Here is a 17621-nt window from a genome sequence, read left to right as displayed (position 1 = left end):
CGGGTTGGCACAAGCGGGCCGCGACATTCCTCGGAGCAACGACACTTGTGTCGTTATCGTTGACCGGGCTGACGAGCATGCCCGCTGTGGCACAGCAGCAGAAGCCCAACATCCTCTTCATCATGGGTGACGACATCGGCTGGATGCAACCAAGCATCTACCACCGCGGATTGATGGTCGGAGAGACGCCGAACATCGATCGCATCGGCAATGAAGGCGCGATGTTCACGAACTATTACGCCGAACAGAGCTGCACGGCGGGGCGTACAGCCTTCATCACCGGCATGCAGCCGGTTCGCGTCGGCATGGTCTTGCCAGAAATTCCCGGCAGCCCATCCTACCTGCGGACGGGGACGCCGACGCTTGCCAAGTTCCTGCTCGATCTCGGCTACACCACCGGCGAATTTGGCAAGAACCATCTCGGCGACCACACCGAGTCGCTGCCGACCGCGCAAGGCTTCCAGGAGTACTGGGGCTATCTCTATCACCTTGACGCCATGCAAGGGGTGAGCTTCCCGGACATCAACAAAACCCCGACCCTGCAGACCCTTGCCCCGCCATGCCAGAACACACCGATCCCGGGCGTGGCCGAGGTCCCCGGCGCTGTGGATCCGAAGACTACGATCTGCCTGACGCCGCCGCGGCCAATGCTGGCGTGCAAGTCCTCGGACGGCACCGCAAAGAATATGATGTGCAAGGATGAGGGCCCGCTGACCCTCGAGCGATCGAAGACCGTGGACGAGGAAATCTCGGCGAAGGTCGTTGACTACCTCGATCGCAATGACCCGAAGAAGACCAACAAGCCTTTCTTCGTCTGGTACAACCCGGCGCGCATGCACATCACCACGGTACTGCCGGACAAGTACCTGGCCATGGTGGGCGAGCCCGGCGGCAAGGACTGGGGCGTCAACGAAGCCGGCATGAAGCAGATGGATGACAACATCGGCGTGGTGCTGAAGAAGCTCGAAGACATGGGCCAGCTCAACAACACCATCGTCGTCTTCACCACCGACAACGGCGCCGAGACCATCACCTTCCCGGACGGTGGCACCACGCCGTTCAAGGGCGGCAAGCTCAGCACCTGGGAGGGCGGCATGCGCGCTCCGCTGGTGATCCGCTGGCCTGGCGTCATCAAGCCCGGCACGATCAAGAACGAAATGTTTTCCGCCCTCGACTGGCTCCCGACTCTCGTCGAGATCTGCGGCGGGCCCAAGGGCGACGCACTGAAGCAACAGGTCGAGGCCGGCTATCCCAATATGGTCAAGACCACCCTCGACGGTGTTAATCAGACCGATTATCTGAGCGGCAAGTCCGACAAGTCGCCCCGCGACTACTTCTTGTATTACTCCGGCAAGGAGCCGTCTGCGGTCCGCTACAAGAACTGGAAGATGTACTTCGCGATGGTGTCCGACGCACCGGCGGGCTTCATTAACGGTGTGCGGCCCTACTCCTGGACCCAAGTCGTCAACATCAAACGCGATCCCTTCGAGACCTCCGTTGGCGAACAGCAGAAGACGCTGTTCGGCATGGCCGGAGCGATTGCGTCTCCGTCGACCGCCTATGTCTATGACTGGAACATGCTGCCTATCGGACAGCAGTTGTGGCTGAGGCACCTCGAGACCTTCATCAAATTCCCGCCGCTGCAGGACCCTGCCAGCTACAACCTGGAACAAGTCATGCAACGAGTGAAGGACATGAGGAACGCCGGCGCCAGCGACTAGTCGCACGCGTCAGGCCGCGCTTTGAGAACAACACGAGAGGCGGCCGGCCTCAAGGACCGGCCGTTTCTGTGCGGCGCTGGGAGAAACCTACGATGAGATGAAAAAGAGTGTGGTTTGGGAAGTCGGTGGAAGCGCTGCAAATTGCTTTCAATCCCGATCGAGGCTGCGCGATCGGTTTACGAGATCACACAGGAGATCAAGGGATAGATATCGTCTACGTCGCTTCGTCTCCGAGTAGCCAAGCGCCATGATGGCACATAGTCCACACATGGCCCTGAGCCGAACAACGCGATCACCGCCGGGACGTCCAGCGGGGGTTAAAGCGGACCTGGTTTCGACTGTCGACGACTTCCAAGTCTGACCCCTTGCGGAAGTCGGGCCACAAGAAGGGGGGCGGTCTCGGTTTGATCTATGTCAAGAGCAAGCGAATTTTTAGGCGAAGAAATCTCCCGGATGCGTTCGCTGCGCGGGTGGTCCGAGAAGGCGACCAAACCAAGGGAGAAAGGCCATGAAACTTGCGACGATAGCACTAGCTTCTGCGTTCGCGCTCTCAAGTACGTTCGCACTTGCAGCCACAAAGCATCATAAGAAGTATCACGGTAGTTACGCCCGGATGCAACCTGTGCAGCCCGCTACGAACTACGGCTGGAACAACTCCGGTTGGAACAACTCCGGTTGGAACAACTACAACTACGGTTCGAACTACTACCGCGGTAACCCGAACAACCGGGGCGGGTTGGTTGGCGGCGCCGATCCCGGTACCTACAGGCCCTAAGAGTAAGCGCCGCGCTTCTGAGCAGAACACGCTCGCAGGTAGTCTACAGGACGGATCAGGGCGATCGTGCTCTTGTATTGGTAGGGGCGGGCATGGGCGTCGCGCTCATGCCCGCGACTTTCGATGCGGCCAATGTGAAGAAAGTCCCAGTTCGCGATTTCGACGTAAAGCGCGTAATCTCTTTGCACTGGAACGAGGATGTCGCGGACGATCGACTGGATCGGCTCGTTGCCTTGTCACCATGCACAACTGGGTGTCATCCGATCGGGAAGATTTCGAAACTCCTCATTGGTTATCCGGTCGCGTCGCCATCGCTAAATTTGACCGCCTTCGCGATCCGGGTTGATCGATTGGTTGCCGGCATTGCGTCCACCGCCCGCCTTGGGAGCAATCAGCCGCCTCGACTGCGAGACTAACGTGGTGATTGGGGCCCGCCCGCTGGTCCAATAGTCGCGAACATCGGCGCACAGGCAACGTCTCCTTCTGGCCCATGGCGGACATGCCTGCCGGCGTCTGTCACGTCCGCTTGTCGAGCGAAAAGCGTCGGTCATTGACGACTGCACTCGTCGGAATCCGGGACGACGCACCGGCTCCGCTCGCTGTGCAAGCGCACGCGCGCAAAATCGAAATTCGCCAGTCGGTTCAAGCTGATTTGGGTCGTCCAGTCCTGCCGCGAAAAATATTCCGCTTGTTGCGTCGGGCAAATCAGTGGCTTCCATCAGCGCGTCCCGCGCTCTTTCTGGAGGGGCGCTTCGCGATCGTCACGAGTGTTGGGCGCGGGAGGCGATGGACGCGATTGGTATCGCAAGACGAACGATACCAACGCGGACGGCGAAGTCGTGTGGTCCTGGCATCCCGACGCTGATGCCAAGTTTGCAGGTGGTGACCTGCAGGCGACGGAGGCAAGAAAGCCCGGTCTCCGGGGAGAGCGCGAAGCAAGCCGTTAAAACCATCGCGCAGGGAAGGCCGGATGTTGCGGCCAAACCTGTGGTGACTAACTCGTGTGCTTTTTACTTTGCACGCGAGGCCGCGGGTGCGGTCAAGCGCCCGGCTTTCCCTGCGCCCTCTGTTATCGAGGGACACGAAATTCCGAACAACTCGGGCACTATTCGCGCCGCGAGATCGCGAGGCCGCGGCCTGCTTCCGAGCCTTCAAACCATTGACCCTGCATGGCCTTTTGTGGCCTAGTCCGGCCGATTTGAAGCCCGCCATGCGGACTTCTCGCGTCCTCCCAAAAGCGGCCGGAAAACCTGTAAAACCACGCGATTCCATGACCTCTGAACGCTACAACGCCCGAGAAGCCGAGCCGCGCTGGCAAGCCGCCTGGGACAAAAAGGCGATCTTCGTTTCGAAAAACGACGATCCGCGGCCGAAATATTACGTGCTCGAGATGTTCCCCTATCCGTCCGGGCGCATCCATATCGGCCATGTCCGCAACTACACGCTCGGCGACGTGCTGGCCCGCTACATGCGCGCCAGGGGTTTCAACGTGCTGCACCCGATGGGCTGGGACGCCTTCGGGCTGCCGGCGGAAAACGCCGCGATCGAGCGCAAGGTCGCGCCGAAGGCCTGGACCTACGACAACATCGCCGCGATGAAGAAGCAGCTGCGGTCGATCGGGCTCTCGCTCGACTGGAGCAGAGAATTCGCGACCTGCGATCCCGCCTACTACAAACACCAGCAGAAGCTGTTCCTGGATTTTCTGCGCGCCGGGCTGGCCGAGCGCGAGAAGCGCAAGATCAACTGGGACCCGGTCGACATGACCGTGCTCGCCAACGAGCAGGTGATCGACGGCCGCGGCTGGCGTTCCGGCGCCGTCGTCGAGCAGCGCGAGATGAACCAGTGGGTGTTCAAGATCACCAAATACTCGCAGGAGCTGCTCGACGCCCTGGATACGCTGGACCGCTGGCCCGACAAGGTGCGGCTGATGCAGCGCAACTGGATCGGCCGCTCCGAAGGTCTTCTGGTGCGCTTCGCGCTCGATCCGGCGACGACGCCCGCGGGCGAGAGTGAGCTGAAGATCTTCACCACGCGACCGGACACGCTGTTCGGCGCCAAGTTCATGGCGATTTCGGCCGATCATCCGCTGGCGGTAGCCGCCGCCGCGAAGAACCCTGAGCTTGCCGAGTTCATCGCCGAGACCAAGCGCCACGGCACCGCGCAGGAGATCATCGACACCGCGGAGAAGCAGGGTTTTGACACCGGCATCCGCGCCCTCCACCCGTTCGATCCGACCTGGAAGCTGCCGGTCTATGTCGCCAATTTCGTGCTGATGGAGTACGGCACCGGAGCGATTTTCGGCTGCCCGGCGCACGACCAGCGCGACCTCGACTTCGTCAACAAATACGGGCTCGGCAACACGCCGGTGGTCTGCCCCGAGGGGGTGGACCCGAAGACGTTCGTGATCACCGACACCGCCTATGACGGCGACGGCCGCATGATCAATTCGCGCTTCCTCGACGGCATGACCATCGATCAGGCCAAGGAGGATGTGGCGAAGCGGCTGGAGAAGGAAATCCGCGGCAACGCACCCGTCGGCGAGCGCCAGGTCAATTTCCGCCTGCGCGACTGGGGCATCTCGCGCCAGCGCTACTGGGGCTGCCCGATCCCTATCATCCACTGCCCGAAATGCGATGTGGTGCCGGTGCCCGACAAGGACCTGCCGGTGCGGCTGCCTGACGACGCGACCTTCGACAAGCCGGGCAACGCGCTCGACCATCATCCGACCTGGAAGCACGTCACCTGTCCGAAATGTGGGGCCAAGGCGCTGCGCGAAACCGACACCATGGACACCTTCGTCGACTCGTCCTGGTATTTTGCGCGCTTCACCGATCCCTGGAACGAGCAGGCGCCGACCACGCTTGATGTCGTCGACCGCATGATGCCGGTCGATCAGTATATCGGCGGCGTCGAGCATGCGATCCTGCATCTGCTCTACAGCCGCTTCTTCGTCCGCGCCATGAAGGCGACCGGCCACATCGGCATGGAAGAGCCGTTCGCCGGCATGTTCACGCAGGGCATGGTGGTGCACGAGACCTATCAGAAGGCCGACGGCAGCTATGTGACGCCGGCCGAGGTCAAGGTCGAGACCGTGGGCGATGCCCGCCGCGCGACGCTCCTGACGACCGGCGAGGAAGTCTCGATCGGGCCGATCGAGAAGATGTCGAAGTCGAAGAAGAATACCGTCGACCCCGACGACATCATCGCGACCTACGGCGCCGACGTGGCGCGCTGGTTCATGCTGTCGGACTCGCCGCCCGACCGCGACGTGATCTGGAGCGACGAGCGCGTGCAGGGCGCCGCGCGCTTCGTGCAGCGGCTGTGGCGGCTGATCAACGAGGCCGCCGAAATCGGCACGGCGGCGCCGCCGGCCCGGCCGGCCAGCTTCGGCCCGGAAGCAACCGCCCTGCGCAAGGCCGCCCATGGCGCGCTGGACAAGGTATCCGGCGGCATCGAGCGGCTGCATTTCAACGTCTGTCTGGCCCATATCCGCGAATTCACCAACGCGTTCGCCGACGTGCTGGCGCGGGGGGACAAGCCGTCGCCGGACCTCGCCTGGGCGATCCGCGAGGCCGCGCTGATCCTCACCCATCTGGTCGCGCCGATGATGCCGCACCTCGCCGAGGAGTGCTGGGCTCTGCTTGGCCAGCCGGGCCTGGTTTCGGAGGCCGGTTGGCCGCAAATCGAACGCGATTTGCTGGTTGAAGACAGCGTAACCCTGGTCGTTCAGGTCAACGGCAAGAAACGGGGTGATGTTACCGTGCCACGGGGTGCCCAAAATCCGGAGATTGAGGCTGCCGTTCTGGCGCTCGATGCGGTAAAACTCGCCCTGGGCGGCAAGGCTGTCCGCAAGGTGATCATTGTTCCCATGAGGATCGTGAATGTCGTTGGCTAGTGCCGCCGATTTGAAGTCCCGGCAGGGGCTTCCGCGAATCGGTGATCGGGGACTTCAAATCGAAAGCGGCACTGGCATCAAAAATCTGCTGGTGCCCTTCGCTTTCCGAAGTTCGTGCCAGGGGATGCCGCGATGATTGACGAACTTCGGAAAGCGGGCGCCAGCTTCCGCATCGCCGCCCGGCTTCTGGCCGTGGCCGCCCTGGCGGCGCTGACGGCGGGCTGCTTCCAGCCGATGTATGCGGAGCACAGCGACGGGACGCCGGCGCTGCGCGACAAGCTGATGACCGTCGACCTGCCGCCGGTCGACAAGCCCAACGCGTCGCGTGAGGCGCGCATCCAGGTCGAGATCCGCAATGCGCTCGCCTTCAAGCTCTACGGCACCGCGACCGGCGCGCCGCCGCTCTACAAGCTGGTGATGCGCTTCACCACCAGCCGCACCTCGCTGATGATCGATCTCGCCACCGGCCTGCCGACCAGCGAAACCGTCGGCATCGACCTGCAGTACAATCTGGTCGAGCTTGCGACCGACAAATCGGTGATGTCAGGCACGACGTTCTCGCGCGTGTCCTACGACATGCCCGGCTCCTACCAGCGCTTCGCCCGCGCCCGCGCCCTGCGCGACGCCGAGGATCGCGCTTCGCACGAGATCGCGGACAAGATCGGCACCCGCCTCGCTTCGTTCTTCACCGCCGGCACGTAACACGGTGGTCGCGCTGCGCGGCAAGGAGATCGACGCCTTCCTCGCCCGGCCCGACGCCGGCCGCCCGATCGTCCTGCTCTACGGACCCGACGCCGGCCTGGTGCGCGAGCGCGCCGACGCGCTGCTGGCCGATGCGGTCGACGATCCCAATGATCCGTTCTCGCTGGTGAAGCTCGATGGCGACGAGCTCGCGGCCGAGCCGTCACGGCTGGTCGACGAGGCCATGACCGTGCCGCTGTTCGGCGGACGCCGCGCCATCCGCGTGCGCGCCGGCTCGCGCAGTTTCGCCGGCGGCGTCGACACGCTGGCCGAGATGACGGTCAAGGACTGCCGCATCGTGATCGAGGCCGGCGAGCTCAGGCCTGAATCGCCGCTGCGCAAGGCCTGCGAGCGCGCCAAGAACGCGGTCGCGATCGCCTGCTATCCCGACACCGAGCGCGATCTGACAAAGCTGATCGACGACGAACTGAAGGTCGCCAGCTTGCGCATTTCGCCGGACGCCCGCGCGACCCTGATGGCCTCGCTCGGCGGCGACCGCCAGGCCTCGCGCAACGAGCTGCGCAAGCTCACGCTGTTCGCGCACGGCCGCGGCGAAGTGACGCTCGACGATGTCATGGCGGTCGTCGCCGACGCCTCCGAGCTGAAGCTTGATCCGATCGTCGACGGCGCCTTCGCCGGCAAGCCGGAGCTGGTCGAGAGCGAATTTGCCAAGGCGATGGTCGCCGGCACCTATCCCGGGGTGATCATCTCGGCCGCGCAGCGCCAGGCGGCGTGGCTGCACAAATCGGCGCTGGCGCTTGCTGACGGCACGCCGCTCTCAAGCCTACTCGAAGGCGGCTACCCGCGGCTGCATTTTTCCAGGAAAGGCGCGGTCGAAACGGCGCTGCGCAATTTCAGCGCGCCGCGCCTCGCCACCGTGATCGAGCAGCTTGCGACATCGGCTTTCGACATGCGCAAGCAGCCGGCACTTGCCGCCGCGATCGCGCAGCGCGCGCTGCTCTCGATCGCGGTCAATGCGAGACGGCGAGGTTGAAGATGTGCCGCAACGCAAGGGCCGATGACGCTAGCTGCTCCGCGCCAGCCGCCGCATCACCTCGTCAAGCTGCTCGAGGTTGCGGTAGCTGATCTGCACCGTGCCGCCGGGATCGCGGTGGTTGACGCTGACGGCAAGCCCGAGCGCGTCGCTGACCCGCTTCTCGAGCGCGATCGTGTCGGCATCCTTGGTCTTGGCGGCTGTCGCGCCGCGCGGCTTCTGGGCCTTGCGCTCCGGTACGCCTTCTTCATGGGCGAGCGCCTCGGTCTGGCGCACGTTGAGGCCTTCCTCGACGATGCGCTTGGCGGCGGCCAGCGGATCGGGCACGCCGATCAGCGCGCGGGCGTGTCCGGCCGACAATTTTCCCGACGCGATATAGGCCTGCACCTCCGCCGGCAATTTGGTCAGCCGCATCATGTTGGCGACATGGCTGCGGCTCTTGCCGACGATCTTGGCGATGTCTTCCTGGCTGCGTTTGAACTCGTCGGCGAGCGCGTGATAGCCCTGCGCCTCCTCCATCGGGTTGAGATCTTCGCGCTGCACGTTCTCGATGATCGCAAGCTCGAGCGCGACGCTCTCGGTGACATCGAGCGGAACGATCGGCACCTCGTGCAGGCCGGCGGCCTGCGCGGCGCGCCAGCGGCGCTCGCCGGCGATGATCTCGTAGCGGTCCTGCGCGCCCTTCACCGGCCGCACCACGATCGGCTGGATCACGCCGTGCTGCCGGATCGAATCGGCGAGCTCGCCGAGCTCGGTATCGGAAAAGCTGCGCCGCGGGTTGCGCGGATTGGCTTTCAGGAATTCGATCGGAACCTTGCGTTGCGCGCGCGGCCGCTCGACATGGGCCGCCTCGCCGCCGACATCGCCGATCAGACTTGCAAGACCGCGACCCAGACGCGAACGCGCTTCATCGGCCATCGCCAGCTCCCTCGGATTCACTCGCAGTACTCCCATCTGCTTCAGTCATTCCGGGACGCGCAAAGCGCGAACCCGGAATCTCGAGATTCCGGATCGATCCGCTTGCGCGGCTCGTCCGGAAGGACGTCATGTCGGCTAATGCGTGCGCAGCTCGCGCTCGCGCTGGATCACTTCCGTCGCAAGCTTCAGATAGGCTTCGCTGCCGACGCATTTGAGGTCATAGACCAGCACCGGCTTGCCGTAGGACGGCGCCTCCGAGATCCGCACATTGCGCGGGATCATGGTGTTGTAGACCTTGGCTCCCATGAACTGACGGACGTCGGCGACCACCTGGTTCGACAGATTGTTGCGGGAGTCGAACATGGTCAGCACGATGCCGTGGATCGACAGGTTCGGGTTGAGCGTGGTGCGCACCTGCTCCACCGTCTGCAACAATTGCGACAGACCTTCGAGCGCGAAGAACTCGCATTGCAGCGGCACCAGGATCGCGTCCGACGCCGCCATCGCGTTCACCGTGAGCAAATTGAGCGAGGGCGGACAATCGATCAGCACATAGGTGTAGTCGGAGTCGGGGCTCGCATTGGTGTTCAGCGCCGCGATCGCATCGCGCAGACGGAAGGCGCGGCCCGGCGTCGTGCCGAGCTCGAGCTCCAGTCCCGACAGGTCCATGGTCGAGGGTGCGATATGAAGCCGCGGCACCGCGGTCGCAACCACCGATTCGCGAAGGGCCGCTTCGCCGATCAGCACGTCATAGGTGGAGCAGTTGCGATTGCGGCGATCGATGCCGAGCCCGGTCGAGGCGTTGCCTTGCGGGTCGAGATCGACGATCAGCACGCGCTCGCCGATCGCGGCCAGCGCCGTCCCGAGGTTGATCGCGGTCGTGGTCTTGCCGACGCCACCCTTCTGGTTGGCGAGCGCCAGGATGCGCGGATGGCCGGCGGCTTGTGGCGCTCTATCCTCTTGATAAACCTTGTCAATTACAGTCATGGGCGATCGCCATTGTTACTTGGCGGAGGGAATGCGTCGCTCGATCCGGTCGAGCTCAACGATCCAGCCTTGTCCGCCACTGCGGCTGGCATGAAGCTTTGGTTCGATCTTCCAATATTTAGTGGCCTCGGTCAATTCAGCCTCTACATCTTGACCCTTGAGAAACAACGCCTTGGCGCCCTCTCCGACCAGCGGCTCGGCAAAGCCGATAAGCTGATGTAGCGGAGCCAGCGCGCGGGCGGTGACGCAATCGATCCGGCCACTGATTCTATCCACAATATCCGCGATGTCGCCCGCGTGCACCGTCGCAGGCGCGCCTGTGATGCGGACGGCTTCGCGCAGGAAGGCCGCCTTCTTGGCGTTGCGCTCGACCAGATGAACCATCGCGCCCGGCTTCCCGGCCATGGCGCAGGCAAGCACGACGCCGGGAAAGCCGCCGCCGCTGCCGAGATCGACCCAGCTCTTTGCATCCGGCGCGAGCGAGAGAAGCTGAAGTGAGTCGGCGACATGCCGGGTCCAGAGATGAGGCAGGGTCGAGGGCGCGACCAGGTTGGTCTTGGCCTGCCATTCCAGCAGCAGGGCAACATAGCGATCGAGGCGCTCCTCTGTTTCACGTGAAACGGGGGTGAGCGCCAGCGCGGTAGCTTTGTCGGATGCGGCTGGACCTGAGGATGTGTGTTTCACGTGAAACGCCGACGCCCTCAGGCGGTCGCCTTCGTTGACTTGCGCCGGGCTTCGCGACGGAGATAGGCGGCGAGAATGCCGAGTGCAGCCGGCGTGATTCCGTCGATCCGGCCCGCCTGCCCCACCGTGTGCGGTCGCGCTTGCTGGAGCTTCGAGCGCGCCTCGTTGGAGAGCCCAGGCACCTCGGCGTAGTCGATGTCCGAAAGAAGCAGGCCCTCGTCGCGCCGGAAGGCATCGACATCGGCAGACTGGCGCTTGAGGTAGACATCATATTTGGCGTCGATCTCGAGATGGCCGGCAATGCCCGGTTCGATCGCCGCGAGCTCCGGCCAGATCCTGGCAGCGTCGATCCAGCCCACCTCGGGATAGGCCAGTAGTTCAAAGGCCGAGCGACGCTGGCCATCGCGATTGAGCGCCAGCCCGAACTTGGCGGCTTCGTTCGGTGTGATGGTGAGAGACTTCGCCAGCTGCCTTGCCGCGTCCAGGGCCGCCATCTTGGTCCGGTGATATCGGCTGCGGGCGGTGCCGACGCAGCCCAGCGCGATGCCCTTCTCCGTCAGGCGCTGATCGGCATTGTCGGCGCGCAAGGTCAGCCGATACTCGGCGCGCGACGTGAACATCCGATAGGGCTCGGTGATCCCGCGGGTGACGAGATCGTCGATCATCACTCCGAGATAGCCGTCGGCGCGATCGAACACGATCGGCGCTCCGCCGCCCGCAGCCAGCGCCGCGTTGAGACCCGCAACGATTCCCTGCGCCGCCGCCTCCTCGTATCCGGTCGTGCCGTTGATCTGGCCAGCCAGGAAAAGCCCCGGCACGCGCCTGGTCTGCAGGGTCGGATCAAGCTCGCGCGGATCGACGTGGTCGTATTCGATCGCGTAGCCCGGCCGGACCATCTTTACCCGTTCCAGCCCCGGGATGGTCGGCAGCAGCGCGAGCTGCACCTCCTCCGGAAGCGAGGTCGAGATCCCGTTGGGATAGACCGTGGTGTCGTCCAGCCCCTCCGGCTCCAGAAAGATCTGGTGACCGTCGCGATCGCCGAAGCGGACGATCTTGTCCTCGACCGAGGGGCAATAGCGCGGACCGGTGCTCTTGATCTGGCCGGAATACATCGGCGAGCGATGCACGTTGGCCCGGATCACGTGGTGCGTTTGCTCCGTGGTCCGCGTGATGCCGCACTGAATCTGTGGCGTCGTGATGCGCTCGGTCAGCACCGAAAACGGCTCCGGCGGATCGTCGCCCGGCTGCATCTCCACCGCCGACCAGTCGATCGTGGTGCCGTCGAGCCGTGGCGGCGTACCTGTCTTCAGCCGGCCGAGCGAAAAGCCGGCGCGCTCGAAGGATTTTGAAAGTCCGAGCGACGGCGCTTCGCCAACCCGTCCCGCCGGCCAGTTCTTCTCGCCGAGATGGATCAGGCCCCGCAAAAAGGTGCCGGTGGTAATGACGACCGCGCCCGCCCTCAGTTCACGGCCCTTGACCAGCCGAACGCCGGCAACACGCCCGTCCACAAGCATGAGGTCATCCGCCTCGCCTTCGACAATCGCGAGATTGGCGGTCTCCGAGAGCGCGGCCTGCATGGCGGCGGCATAGAGCTTGCGATCGGCCTGTGCCCGAGGACCGCGTACCGCCGGACCCTTGCGTCGGTTGAGCAGGCGAAACTGGATGCCTGCGGCATCCGCGACCCTGCCCATCAGTCCGTCGAGCGCGTCGACCTCCCGCACCAGATGGCCCTTCCCCAAGCCGCCGATCGCGGGGTTGCAGGACATGGCGCCGATGGTCGCAAAGCGGTGGGTGACCAGCGCCGTTCGGGCGCCCATGCGCGCAGCCGCCGCCGCGGCCTCACAGCCGGCATGGCCGCCGCCGATAACGATGACGTCAAAGGAATCCGAACTGGCGCGCATGGCGCCCTTCTATCGCGCGGAGGCAAAGGCCGGAAGACGTTTCACGTGAAACGGATGAATTTCGTGACCCGCGCGGCTGTTTCACGTGAAACACCGGTTCCATGTTTCACGTGAAACACGGCGTTAACCATATCCCTTAACCACTCATCAATCGGTTGAACGAAGCGATAGTGCTACTTTCCAATGCAGAACTCGCGGAAGATCACGTCCAGGATGTCCTCGACGTCGACCCGGCCGAGCAACCTCCCCAGGGCGTAGGCCGCGATCCGCAATTCCTCCGCCGCCAGCTCCTCGCCCTGGTCGATCGCCCCGAGGCTGCGCCGAAGCGCGTCGGCCGTTTGCTGCAGCAAGTCTCGCTGCCGCTGGCGGGTGATCACGCCGCTCTCAATCTCTCCGAAGAAATCGTGGGCAAAGCGAACCAGGGCCGCCATCAGTTCGGACAGCCCGTCACCTCGGCTCGCGGAAATCGCGAAGCCTTCGCGAGCCCCCTCCGGATCAAGGTCGATCTTGTTGCGCACGATCCAGGCCGGCGCATGTCCTGCGATCGCCGCGTCCGCGCGCCGGGTCGCGTCGGTCAGCCATAGCACGAGGTCGGCTTCCGCCGCGCGTGCCCTCGCCCGCCGCACGCCCTCCTGCTCCACGGGGTCATCGGTCTCGCGGATGCCGGCGGTGTCGATCACGATCACCGGATAGCCTTCGAGGTCGAGCTGCACCTCGATGATGTCGCGCGTGGTGCCGGCATGCGGCGAGACGATCGCCACCTCGCGCCGCGCCAGTTGATTCATCAGCGTCGACTTGCCGACATTCGGCGGACCCGCGATTGCGATCACGAGGCCGTCGCGCAGCCGTTCACCCCGCCCCTGCGCCGCAAGCACTTCTTCGATCTCACCGAGCAGCGCTTTGACCTTTGCCATGGCCGGCGCGATCAACGCAGCAGGCACGTCGCCCTCGTCGGAAAAATCGATGCCGGCCTCGAACAACGCCTGGGCTGCGATGATGCGCTCGCGCCAGTCGCGCGCCCTGTCACCGAGCAGTCCCTGCAACTGACGCAGCGCCTGGCGGCGTTGTCGGTCGGTGTCGGCGTGAATCAGATCGTCCAGCCCTTCGGCCTCGGTGAGATCGAGCTTGCCGTTCTCGAAGGCGCGGCGGGTGAATTCGCCGGGCTCGGCGGCGCGGACATTTTCGATTCGCGCGAGCCGCTCGAACAGCGCTGCGAGCACCGCTCGGCTGCCATGGACATGAAGCTCGGCGACGTCTTCGCCGGTGGCGCTGGCGGGTGCCGGAAACCACAGCATGATCGCATCATCGATCGGTTCGCCATCGGCGTCGCGCAACACGGCACGCGTCGCCCTGCGCGATGCCGGAATTTTGCCGATGAGCTTCGCGAGCACCGTACCGGCCTCGCGCCCTGATATGCGAACGACGGCGATCGCACTCGGCGGCCGGCCGGATGACAGCGCAAAGATCGTCTGGTCGCGTGGATGCATGGCCTATTTGTCCGCGGCCTCAAGGCAATGCAATGCGATTTGAGGAAGCGTCCGCATCGCCTCTTTCGTCCCGTATTGCGCTGCAACATCACAGGGCAGCGGCTGATATCATTCGCGGTTTAAACGAACGCGCAAAATATATAAACAAATCAAAGTCTTGAACGACTGATGGCACCAGGCCGGGGCATCGATTGCTGCATCTTTTTTGCAGCATAGGCAGCCACCCTCGATCCACGAAAAAGGGCGCCTCCCGATCGAGAGGCGCCCCGCCAAAATCGCTCGCGACAAGCGAATCAGGTGTTCATCGAGTCGAAGAACTCCGAGTTGTTCTTGGTGTTGCGCAGCTTGTCGAGCAGGAAGTCGATCGCATCCATCGTGCCCATCGGATTGAGGATCCGGCGCAGCACATACATCTTCTTCAGCACCTGCGGATCGGTGATCAGCTCTTCCTTGCGCGTGCCGGAGCGCGAGATGTCGATCGCCGGGAAGGTGCGCTTGTCCGAAACCTTGCGGTCGAGGATCAGCTCCGAGTTGCCGGTGCCCTTGAACTCTTCGAAGATGACTTCGTCCATGCGGCTGCCGGTATCGACCAGCGCGGTCGCGATGATGGTGAGCGAGCCGCCCTCCTCGATGTTGCGCGCCGCACCGAAGAAGCGCTTCGGTCGCTGCAACGCATTGGCGTCGACACCGCCGGTCAGCACCTTGCCGGATGACGGCACAACCGTGTTGTAGGCGCGGCCGAGCCGCGTGATCGAATCGAGCAGGATCACGACGTCGCGGCCATGCTCGACCAGGCGCTTGGCTTTCTCGATCACCATTTCGGCGACCTGGACGTGGCGCACCGCCGGTTCGTCGAAGGTCGACGAGATCACCTCGCCCTTCACCGAGCGCTGCATGTCGGTGACTTCCTCGGGGCGCTCATCGATCAGAAGCACGATCAGGTAGCACTCGGGATGATTGGCGGTGATCGAATGCGCGATGTTCTGCATCAGCACCGTCTTGCCGGTGCGCGGCGGCGCGACGATCAGCGCGCGCTGGCCCTTGCCGATCGGCGCCACGATGTCGATCACGCGTGCCGAAAGATCTTTCCGGGTGGGGTCTTCGATCTCGAGCCGGAAGCGCTCGTCCGGAAACAGCGGCGTCAGATTGTCGAAATTGACCTTGTGCTTGGACTTCTCGGGATCCTCGAAGTTCAGCGTGTTGACCTTCAGCAGCGCGAAATAGCGCTCGCCCTCCTTCGGGCTGCGGATATGGCCTTCGATGGTGTCGCCGGTGCGAAGCCCGAAGCGGCGAATCTGCGAGGGCGAGACATAGATGTCGTCGGGTCCCGGCAGGTAATTGGCATCAGGTGATCGGAGAAAGCCGAAACCGTCGGCCAGCACCTCGACAACGCCCTCACCGACAATGTCGGTCTCGGCGGCGGCGAGGTTCTTGAGAATGGCGAACATCAGCTCCTGCTTGCGCATGGTGCTGGCGTTTTCGACCCCATTTTCTTCCGCAAACGTCACGAGCTCGGCCGGCGTCTTGGTCTTGAGGTCTTGGAGTTTAATTTCCCGCATTGGGGTGGTCCTGTGGGGTAACTGGTAGGGAGATTTGCGAGGTGGCTTTAGGGAAAAGCGGACACAAAAGGTGAGGAGTCCGCAGGTCTAAGCAAGGAAAGCGCCGGAGAGGCTTCAAACCTGATGCGGCGGCCGGCTCGCTTGAAGGAACCGGAACGCGACCACATCCGCCTGCGTGGGGTGGGGATAGCCTCAATATAGAAAATCGCCTTTCGCTTCGCAAGCAGCCGCTGTGCGGAAGCTTTGAGCGGGTTTGCCTGTCAGAACGGCTTGATGACCACCAAGACCACGATGAAGATCATCAGCAGTGTCGGCACCTCATTGATAATACGGTAGAATTTCTGGCTTCGGGTATTCCGGTCGGCGGCGAAGTCCTTCACGCAGCGAGAAAAAAAACCGTGAACGCCGGATAGTACCAGCACCAGCAGGAATTTGGCGTGAAACCAGCCGGACAGATACCAGTGCCCGGCCCATACGAGGTAAAGCCCGGCAAGCCAGGTCATGATCATCGCGGGATTGATGATCGCCTTGAGCAGGCGACGCTCCATCACCTTGAATGTTTCGGATTGTCGGGAGCCGGGCTCGGCCTCGCAGTGATAGACGAACAGCCGCGGCAGATAGAGCATGCCCGCCATCCAGGAGATGACGGCAATGATGTGCAGCGCCTTGATCCACTCGTACATGGGTACCTCGCCGGCGCGGCGCATCGCGATCGATGCCGCAACCTCACCATCCGTTTGTGCCGAGGCCTGTCCCCAATGCAAGCCTTCCTTAACTAAATTTAGAATCTTGAAGTTTGAGTCTTTAGTGACGGTGGATTGCACTCGCGCAAGACAGCCCGATCGATGCCGGTCGCTTGTTCACATCCTTCAACGGCGCCATCCCCGCCGGCGACGAGCCGGAGAACCATCCTGCAATCAGCGGCTTGCCGCGTTTCATCCAGAGCTTATACAGAGACAAGTCGGGGTAACCCCACTATCATTCCGAAGCCGCGCAGCGTTTTCCTTTCCCGAGGCGGTGTGAAGAACGGACGGGGTTGTCCCAAAGCAGCGAGGATGCGGTCGATTCTCATCACCGAGCTCCACAAGGATTCACAGCGGATACAGGTTCAGCGTGCCCACGACAGGCAACTATTTTCACCTTCATCTGGTCTCTGATTCGACCGGCGAAACCCTGATCACGGTGGCGCGCGCGGTGGCCGCGCAATACGCCAATGTGACGCCGGTCGAGCATGTCTATCCGCTGGTGCGCAGCCAGAAGCAGCTCGACCGCGTGCTCGACGAGATCGAGGAGGCGCCGGGCATCGTGCTGTTCACGTTGCTGGAAAAGGATCTCGTGGTCCGACTGGAATCGAAGTGCAAGGAGATCAACATCCCGAGCCTGTCGATCATCGGGCCGGTGATGCAGTTGTTCGAGGCCTATCTGGGTGCCGCGACCGCAGGCCGGGTCGGCGCGCAGCACGTGCTCAACGCCGAATATTTCAAGCGCATCGACGCACTGAACTACACGATGATTCATGATGATGGTCAGCATGTCGAAGGCCTCGAAGACGCCGACGTGGTGCTGGTTGGAGTGTCGCGCACCTCCAAGACGCCGACCTCGATCTATCTCGCCAACCGCGGCATCCGCACCGCCAATGTGCCGCTGGTGCCGGGTATTCAGCTGCCGCGGCAGCTCGAGAGCCTGACCAAGCCGCTCGTGGTCAGCCTGCATGCGACACCGGAACGATTGATCCAGGTGCGGCAGAACCGGCTGTTGAGCATGGGCGCGAGTTCCGGCAGCGATGAATATATCGACAAGCAGGCCGTGACCGACGAGGTCGCCTATGCGCGGCGGTTGAGCGCGCGATTCAACTGGCCGCAGCTCGACGTCACTCGCCGCTCGATCGAGGAAACCGCGGCGGCCATCCTGAAGCTCTATACCGACCGGCAGCGGCATCGGTAGAGTGACTGGCACCGC

13 protein-coding genes are annotated in these 17621 nt (G+C 63.4%); 6 read left to right on the top strand and 7 right to left on the bottom strand.

The features are described from left to right. Positions 1 to 77: 77 nt before the first annotated feature. From QOU61_RS01075 to holA, 5 genes are all read left to right on the top strand, one after another. A complete protein-coding gene (locus QOU61_RS01075; protein ID WP_289662148.1) occupies positions 78 to 1721 on the top strand; it encodes an arylsulfatase in 1644 nt (547 codons plus the stop codon). A gap of 508 nt (positions 1722 to 2229) precedes the next feature. Then, on the top strand, positions 2230 to 2496 hold the full coding sequence (locus QOU61_RS01070; protein WP_289656310.1) for a hypothetical protein: 267 nt from the start codon (positions 2230 to 2232) through the stop codon (positions 2494 to 2496). Positions 2497 to 3766: 1270 nt separating this feature from the next. Next, the gene (gene leuS / locus QOU61_RS01065) at positions 3767 to 6391 is read left to right on the top strand and encodes a leucine--tRNA ligase (RefSeq protein WP_289656309.1); all 2625 of its coding nucleotides are present in this window, start codon (positions 3767 to 3769) and stop codon (positions 6389 to 6391) included. Between the two features lie 132 nt (positions 6392 to 6523). Then, entirely contained in the window at positions 6524 to 7093 is a 570-nt protein-coding gene (gene lptE, locus QOU61_RS01060; protein WP_289656308.1) for an LPS assembly lipoprotein LptE, read from the top strand. A 4-nt stretch (positions 7094 to 7097) separates the two neighbouring features. Beyond that, positions 7098 to 8126 (top strand): DNA polymerase III subunit delta, encoded by a 1029-nt coding sequence (gene holA / locus QOU61_RS01055; protein ID WP_289656307.1) that lies wholly within the window; start codon positions 7098 to 7100, stop codon positions 8124 to 8126. A gap of 30 nt (positions 8127 to 8156) precedes the next feature. Here holA and QOU61_RS01050 read toward each other — a convergent pair whose 3' ends face one another. From QOU61_RS01050 to hemJ, 7 genes are all read right to left on the bottom strand, one after another. Continuing rightward, on the bottom strand, positions 8157 to 9044 hold the full coding sequence (locus QOU61_RS01050; RefSeq protein ID WP_289656306.1) for a ParB/RepB/Spo0J family partition protein: 888 nt from the start codon (positions 9042 to 9044) through the stop codon (positions 8157 to 8159). A gap of 135 nt (positions 9045 to 9179) precedes the next feature. Then, positions 9180 to 10031, bottom strand: a complete 852-nt coding sequence (locus tag QOU61_RS01045; protein WP_289656305.1) for a ParA family protein — start codon at positions 10029 to 10031, stop codon at positions 9180 to 9182. A gap of 15 nt (positions 10032 to 10046) precedes the next feature. Further along, positions 10047 to 10715: a 16S rRNA (guanine(527)-N(7))-methyltransferase RsmG gene (gene rsmG, locus QOU61_RS01040; RefSeq protein WP_289656304.1), complete on the bottom strand. Its 669-nt coding sequence runs from the start codon at positions 10713 to 10715 to the stop codon at positions 10047 to 10049. Between the two features lie 17 nt (positions 10716 to 10732). Next, positions 10733 to 12616 (bottom strand): tRNA uridine-5-carboxymethylaminomethyl(34) synthesis enzyme MnmG, encoded by a 1884-nt coding sequence (mnmG, locus tag QOU61_RS01035; RefSeq protein WP_289656303.1) that lies wholly within the window; start codon positions 12614 to 12616, stop codon positions 10733 to 10735. A 173-nt stretch (positions 12617 to 12789) separates the two neighbouring features. Continuing rightward, a complete protein-coding gene (mnmE, locus tag QOU61_RS01030) occupies positions 12790 to 14103 on the bottom strand; it encodes a tRNA uridine-5-carboxymethylaminomethyl(34) synthesis GTPase MnmE (protein ID WP_289656302.1) in 1314 nt (437 codons plus the stop codon). A gap of 293 nt (positions 14104 to 14396) precedes the next feature. Next, a complete protein-coding gene (gene rho, locus QOU61_RS01025; protein ID WP_289656301.1) occupies positions 14397 to 15662 on the bottom strand; it encodes a transcription termination factor Rho in 1266 nt (421 codons plus the stop codon). A gap of 260 nt (positions 15663 to 15922) precedes the next feature. Continuing rightward, positions 15923 to 16345, bottom strand: coding sequence for a protoporphyrinogen oxidase HemJ (gene hemJ / locus QOU61_RS01020; RefSeq protein ID WP_289662145.1), 423 nt, complete (start codon positions 16343 to 16345; stop codon positions 15923 to 15925). Positions 16346 to 16775: 430 nt separating this feature from the next. Between hemJ and QOU61_RS01015 the strand changes: the two genes are divergently transcribed. Continuing rightward, positions 16776 to 17606 (top strand): pyruvate, water dikinase regulatory protein, encoded by an 831-nt coding sequence (locus QOU61_RS01015; protein ID WP_289656300.1) that lies wholly within the window; start codon positions 16776 to 16778, stop codon positions 17604 to 17606. The last annotated feature ends 15 nt before the right edge of the window (positions 17607 to 17621 follow it).

Origin of the sequence: Bradyrhizobium sp. NP1, assembly GCF_030378205.1 — a bacterium.
Classification (GTDB): Bacteria; Pseudomonadota; Alphaproteobacteria; order Rhizobiales; family Xanthobacteraceae; genus Bradyrhizobium.
This window is presented reverse-complemented; position numbering and strand designations above follow the sequence as displayed.

What these genes read in the sequence shown, in the direction of transcription:
- QOU61_RS01070 (WP_289656310.1), top strand. Translation starts at nt 2,230, where the DNA reads ATGAAACTTGCGACGATAGCACTAGCTTCTGCGTTCGCGCTCTCAAGT.
- QOU61_RS01050 (WP_289656306.1), bottom strand. Translation starts at nt 9,044, where the DNA reads ATGGCCGATGAAGCGCGTTCGCGTCTGGGTCGCGGTCTTGCAAGTCTG.
- QOU61_RS01075 (WP_289662148.1), top strand. Translation starts at nt 78, where the DNA reads ATGCCCGCTGTGGCACAGCAGCAGAAGCCCAACATCCTCTTCATCATG.
- QOU61_RS01045 (WP_289656305.1), bottom strand. Translation starts at nt 10,031, where the DNA reads ATGACTGTAATTGACAAGGTTTATCAAGAGGATAGAGCGCCACAAGCC.
- mnmE (WP_289656302.1), bottom strand. Translation starts at nt 14,103, where the DNA reads ATGCATCCACGCGACCAGACGATCTTTGCGCTGTCATCCGGCCGGCCG.
- hemJ (WP_289662145.1), bottom strand. Translation starts at nt 16,345, where the DNA reads ATGTACGAGTGGATCAAGGCGCTGCACATCATTGCCGTCATCTCCTGG.
- rho (WP_289656301.1), bottom strand. Translation starts at nt 15,662, where the DNA reads ATGCGGGAAATTAAACTCCAAGACCTCAAGACCAAGACGCCGGCCGAG.
- lptE (WP_289656308.1), top strand. Translation starts at nt 6,524, where the DNA reads ATGATTGACGAACTTCGGAAAGCGGGCGCCAGCTTCCGCATCGCCGCC.
- mnmG (WP_289656303.1), bottom strand. Translation starts at nt 12,616, where the DNA reads ATGCGCGCCAGTTCGGATTCCTTTGACGTCATCGTTATCGGCGGCGGC.
- leuS (WP_289656309.1), top strand. Translation starts at nt 3,767, where the DNA reads ATGACCTCTGAACGCTACAACGCCCGAGAAGCCGAGCCGCGCTGGCAA.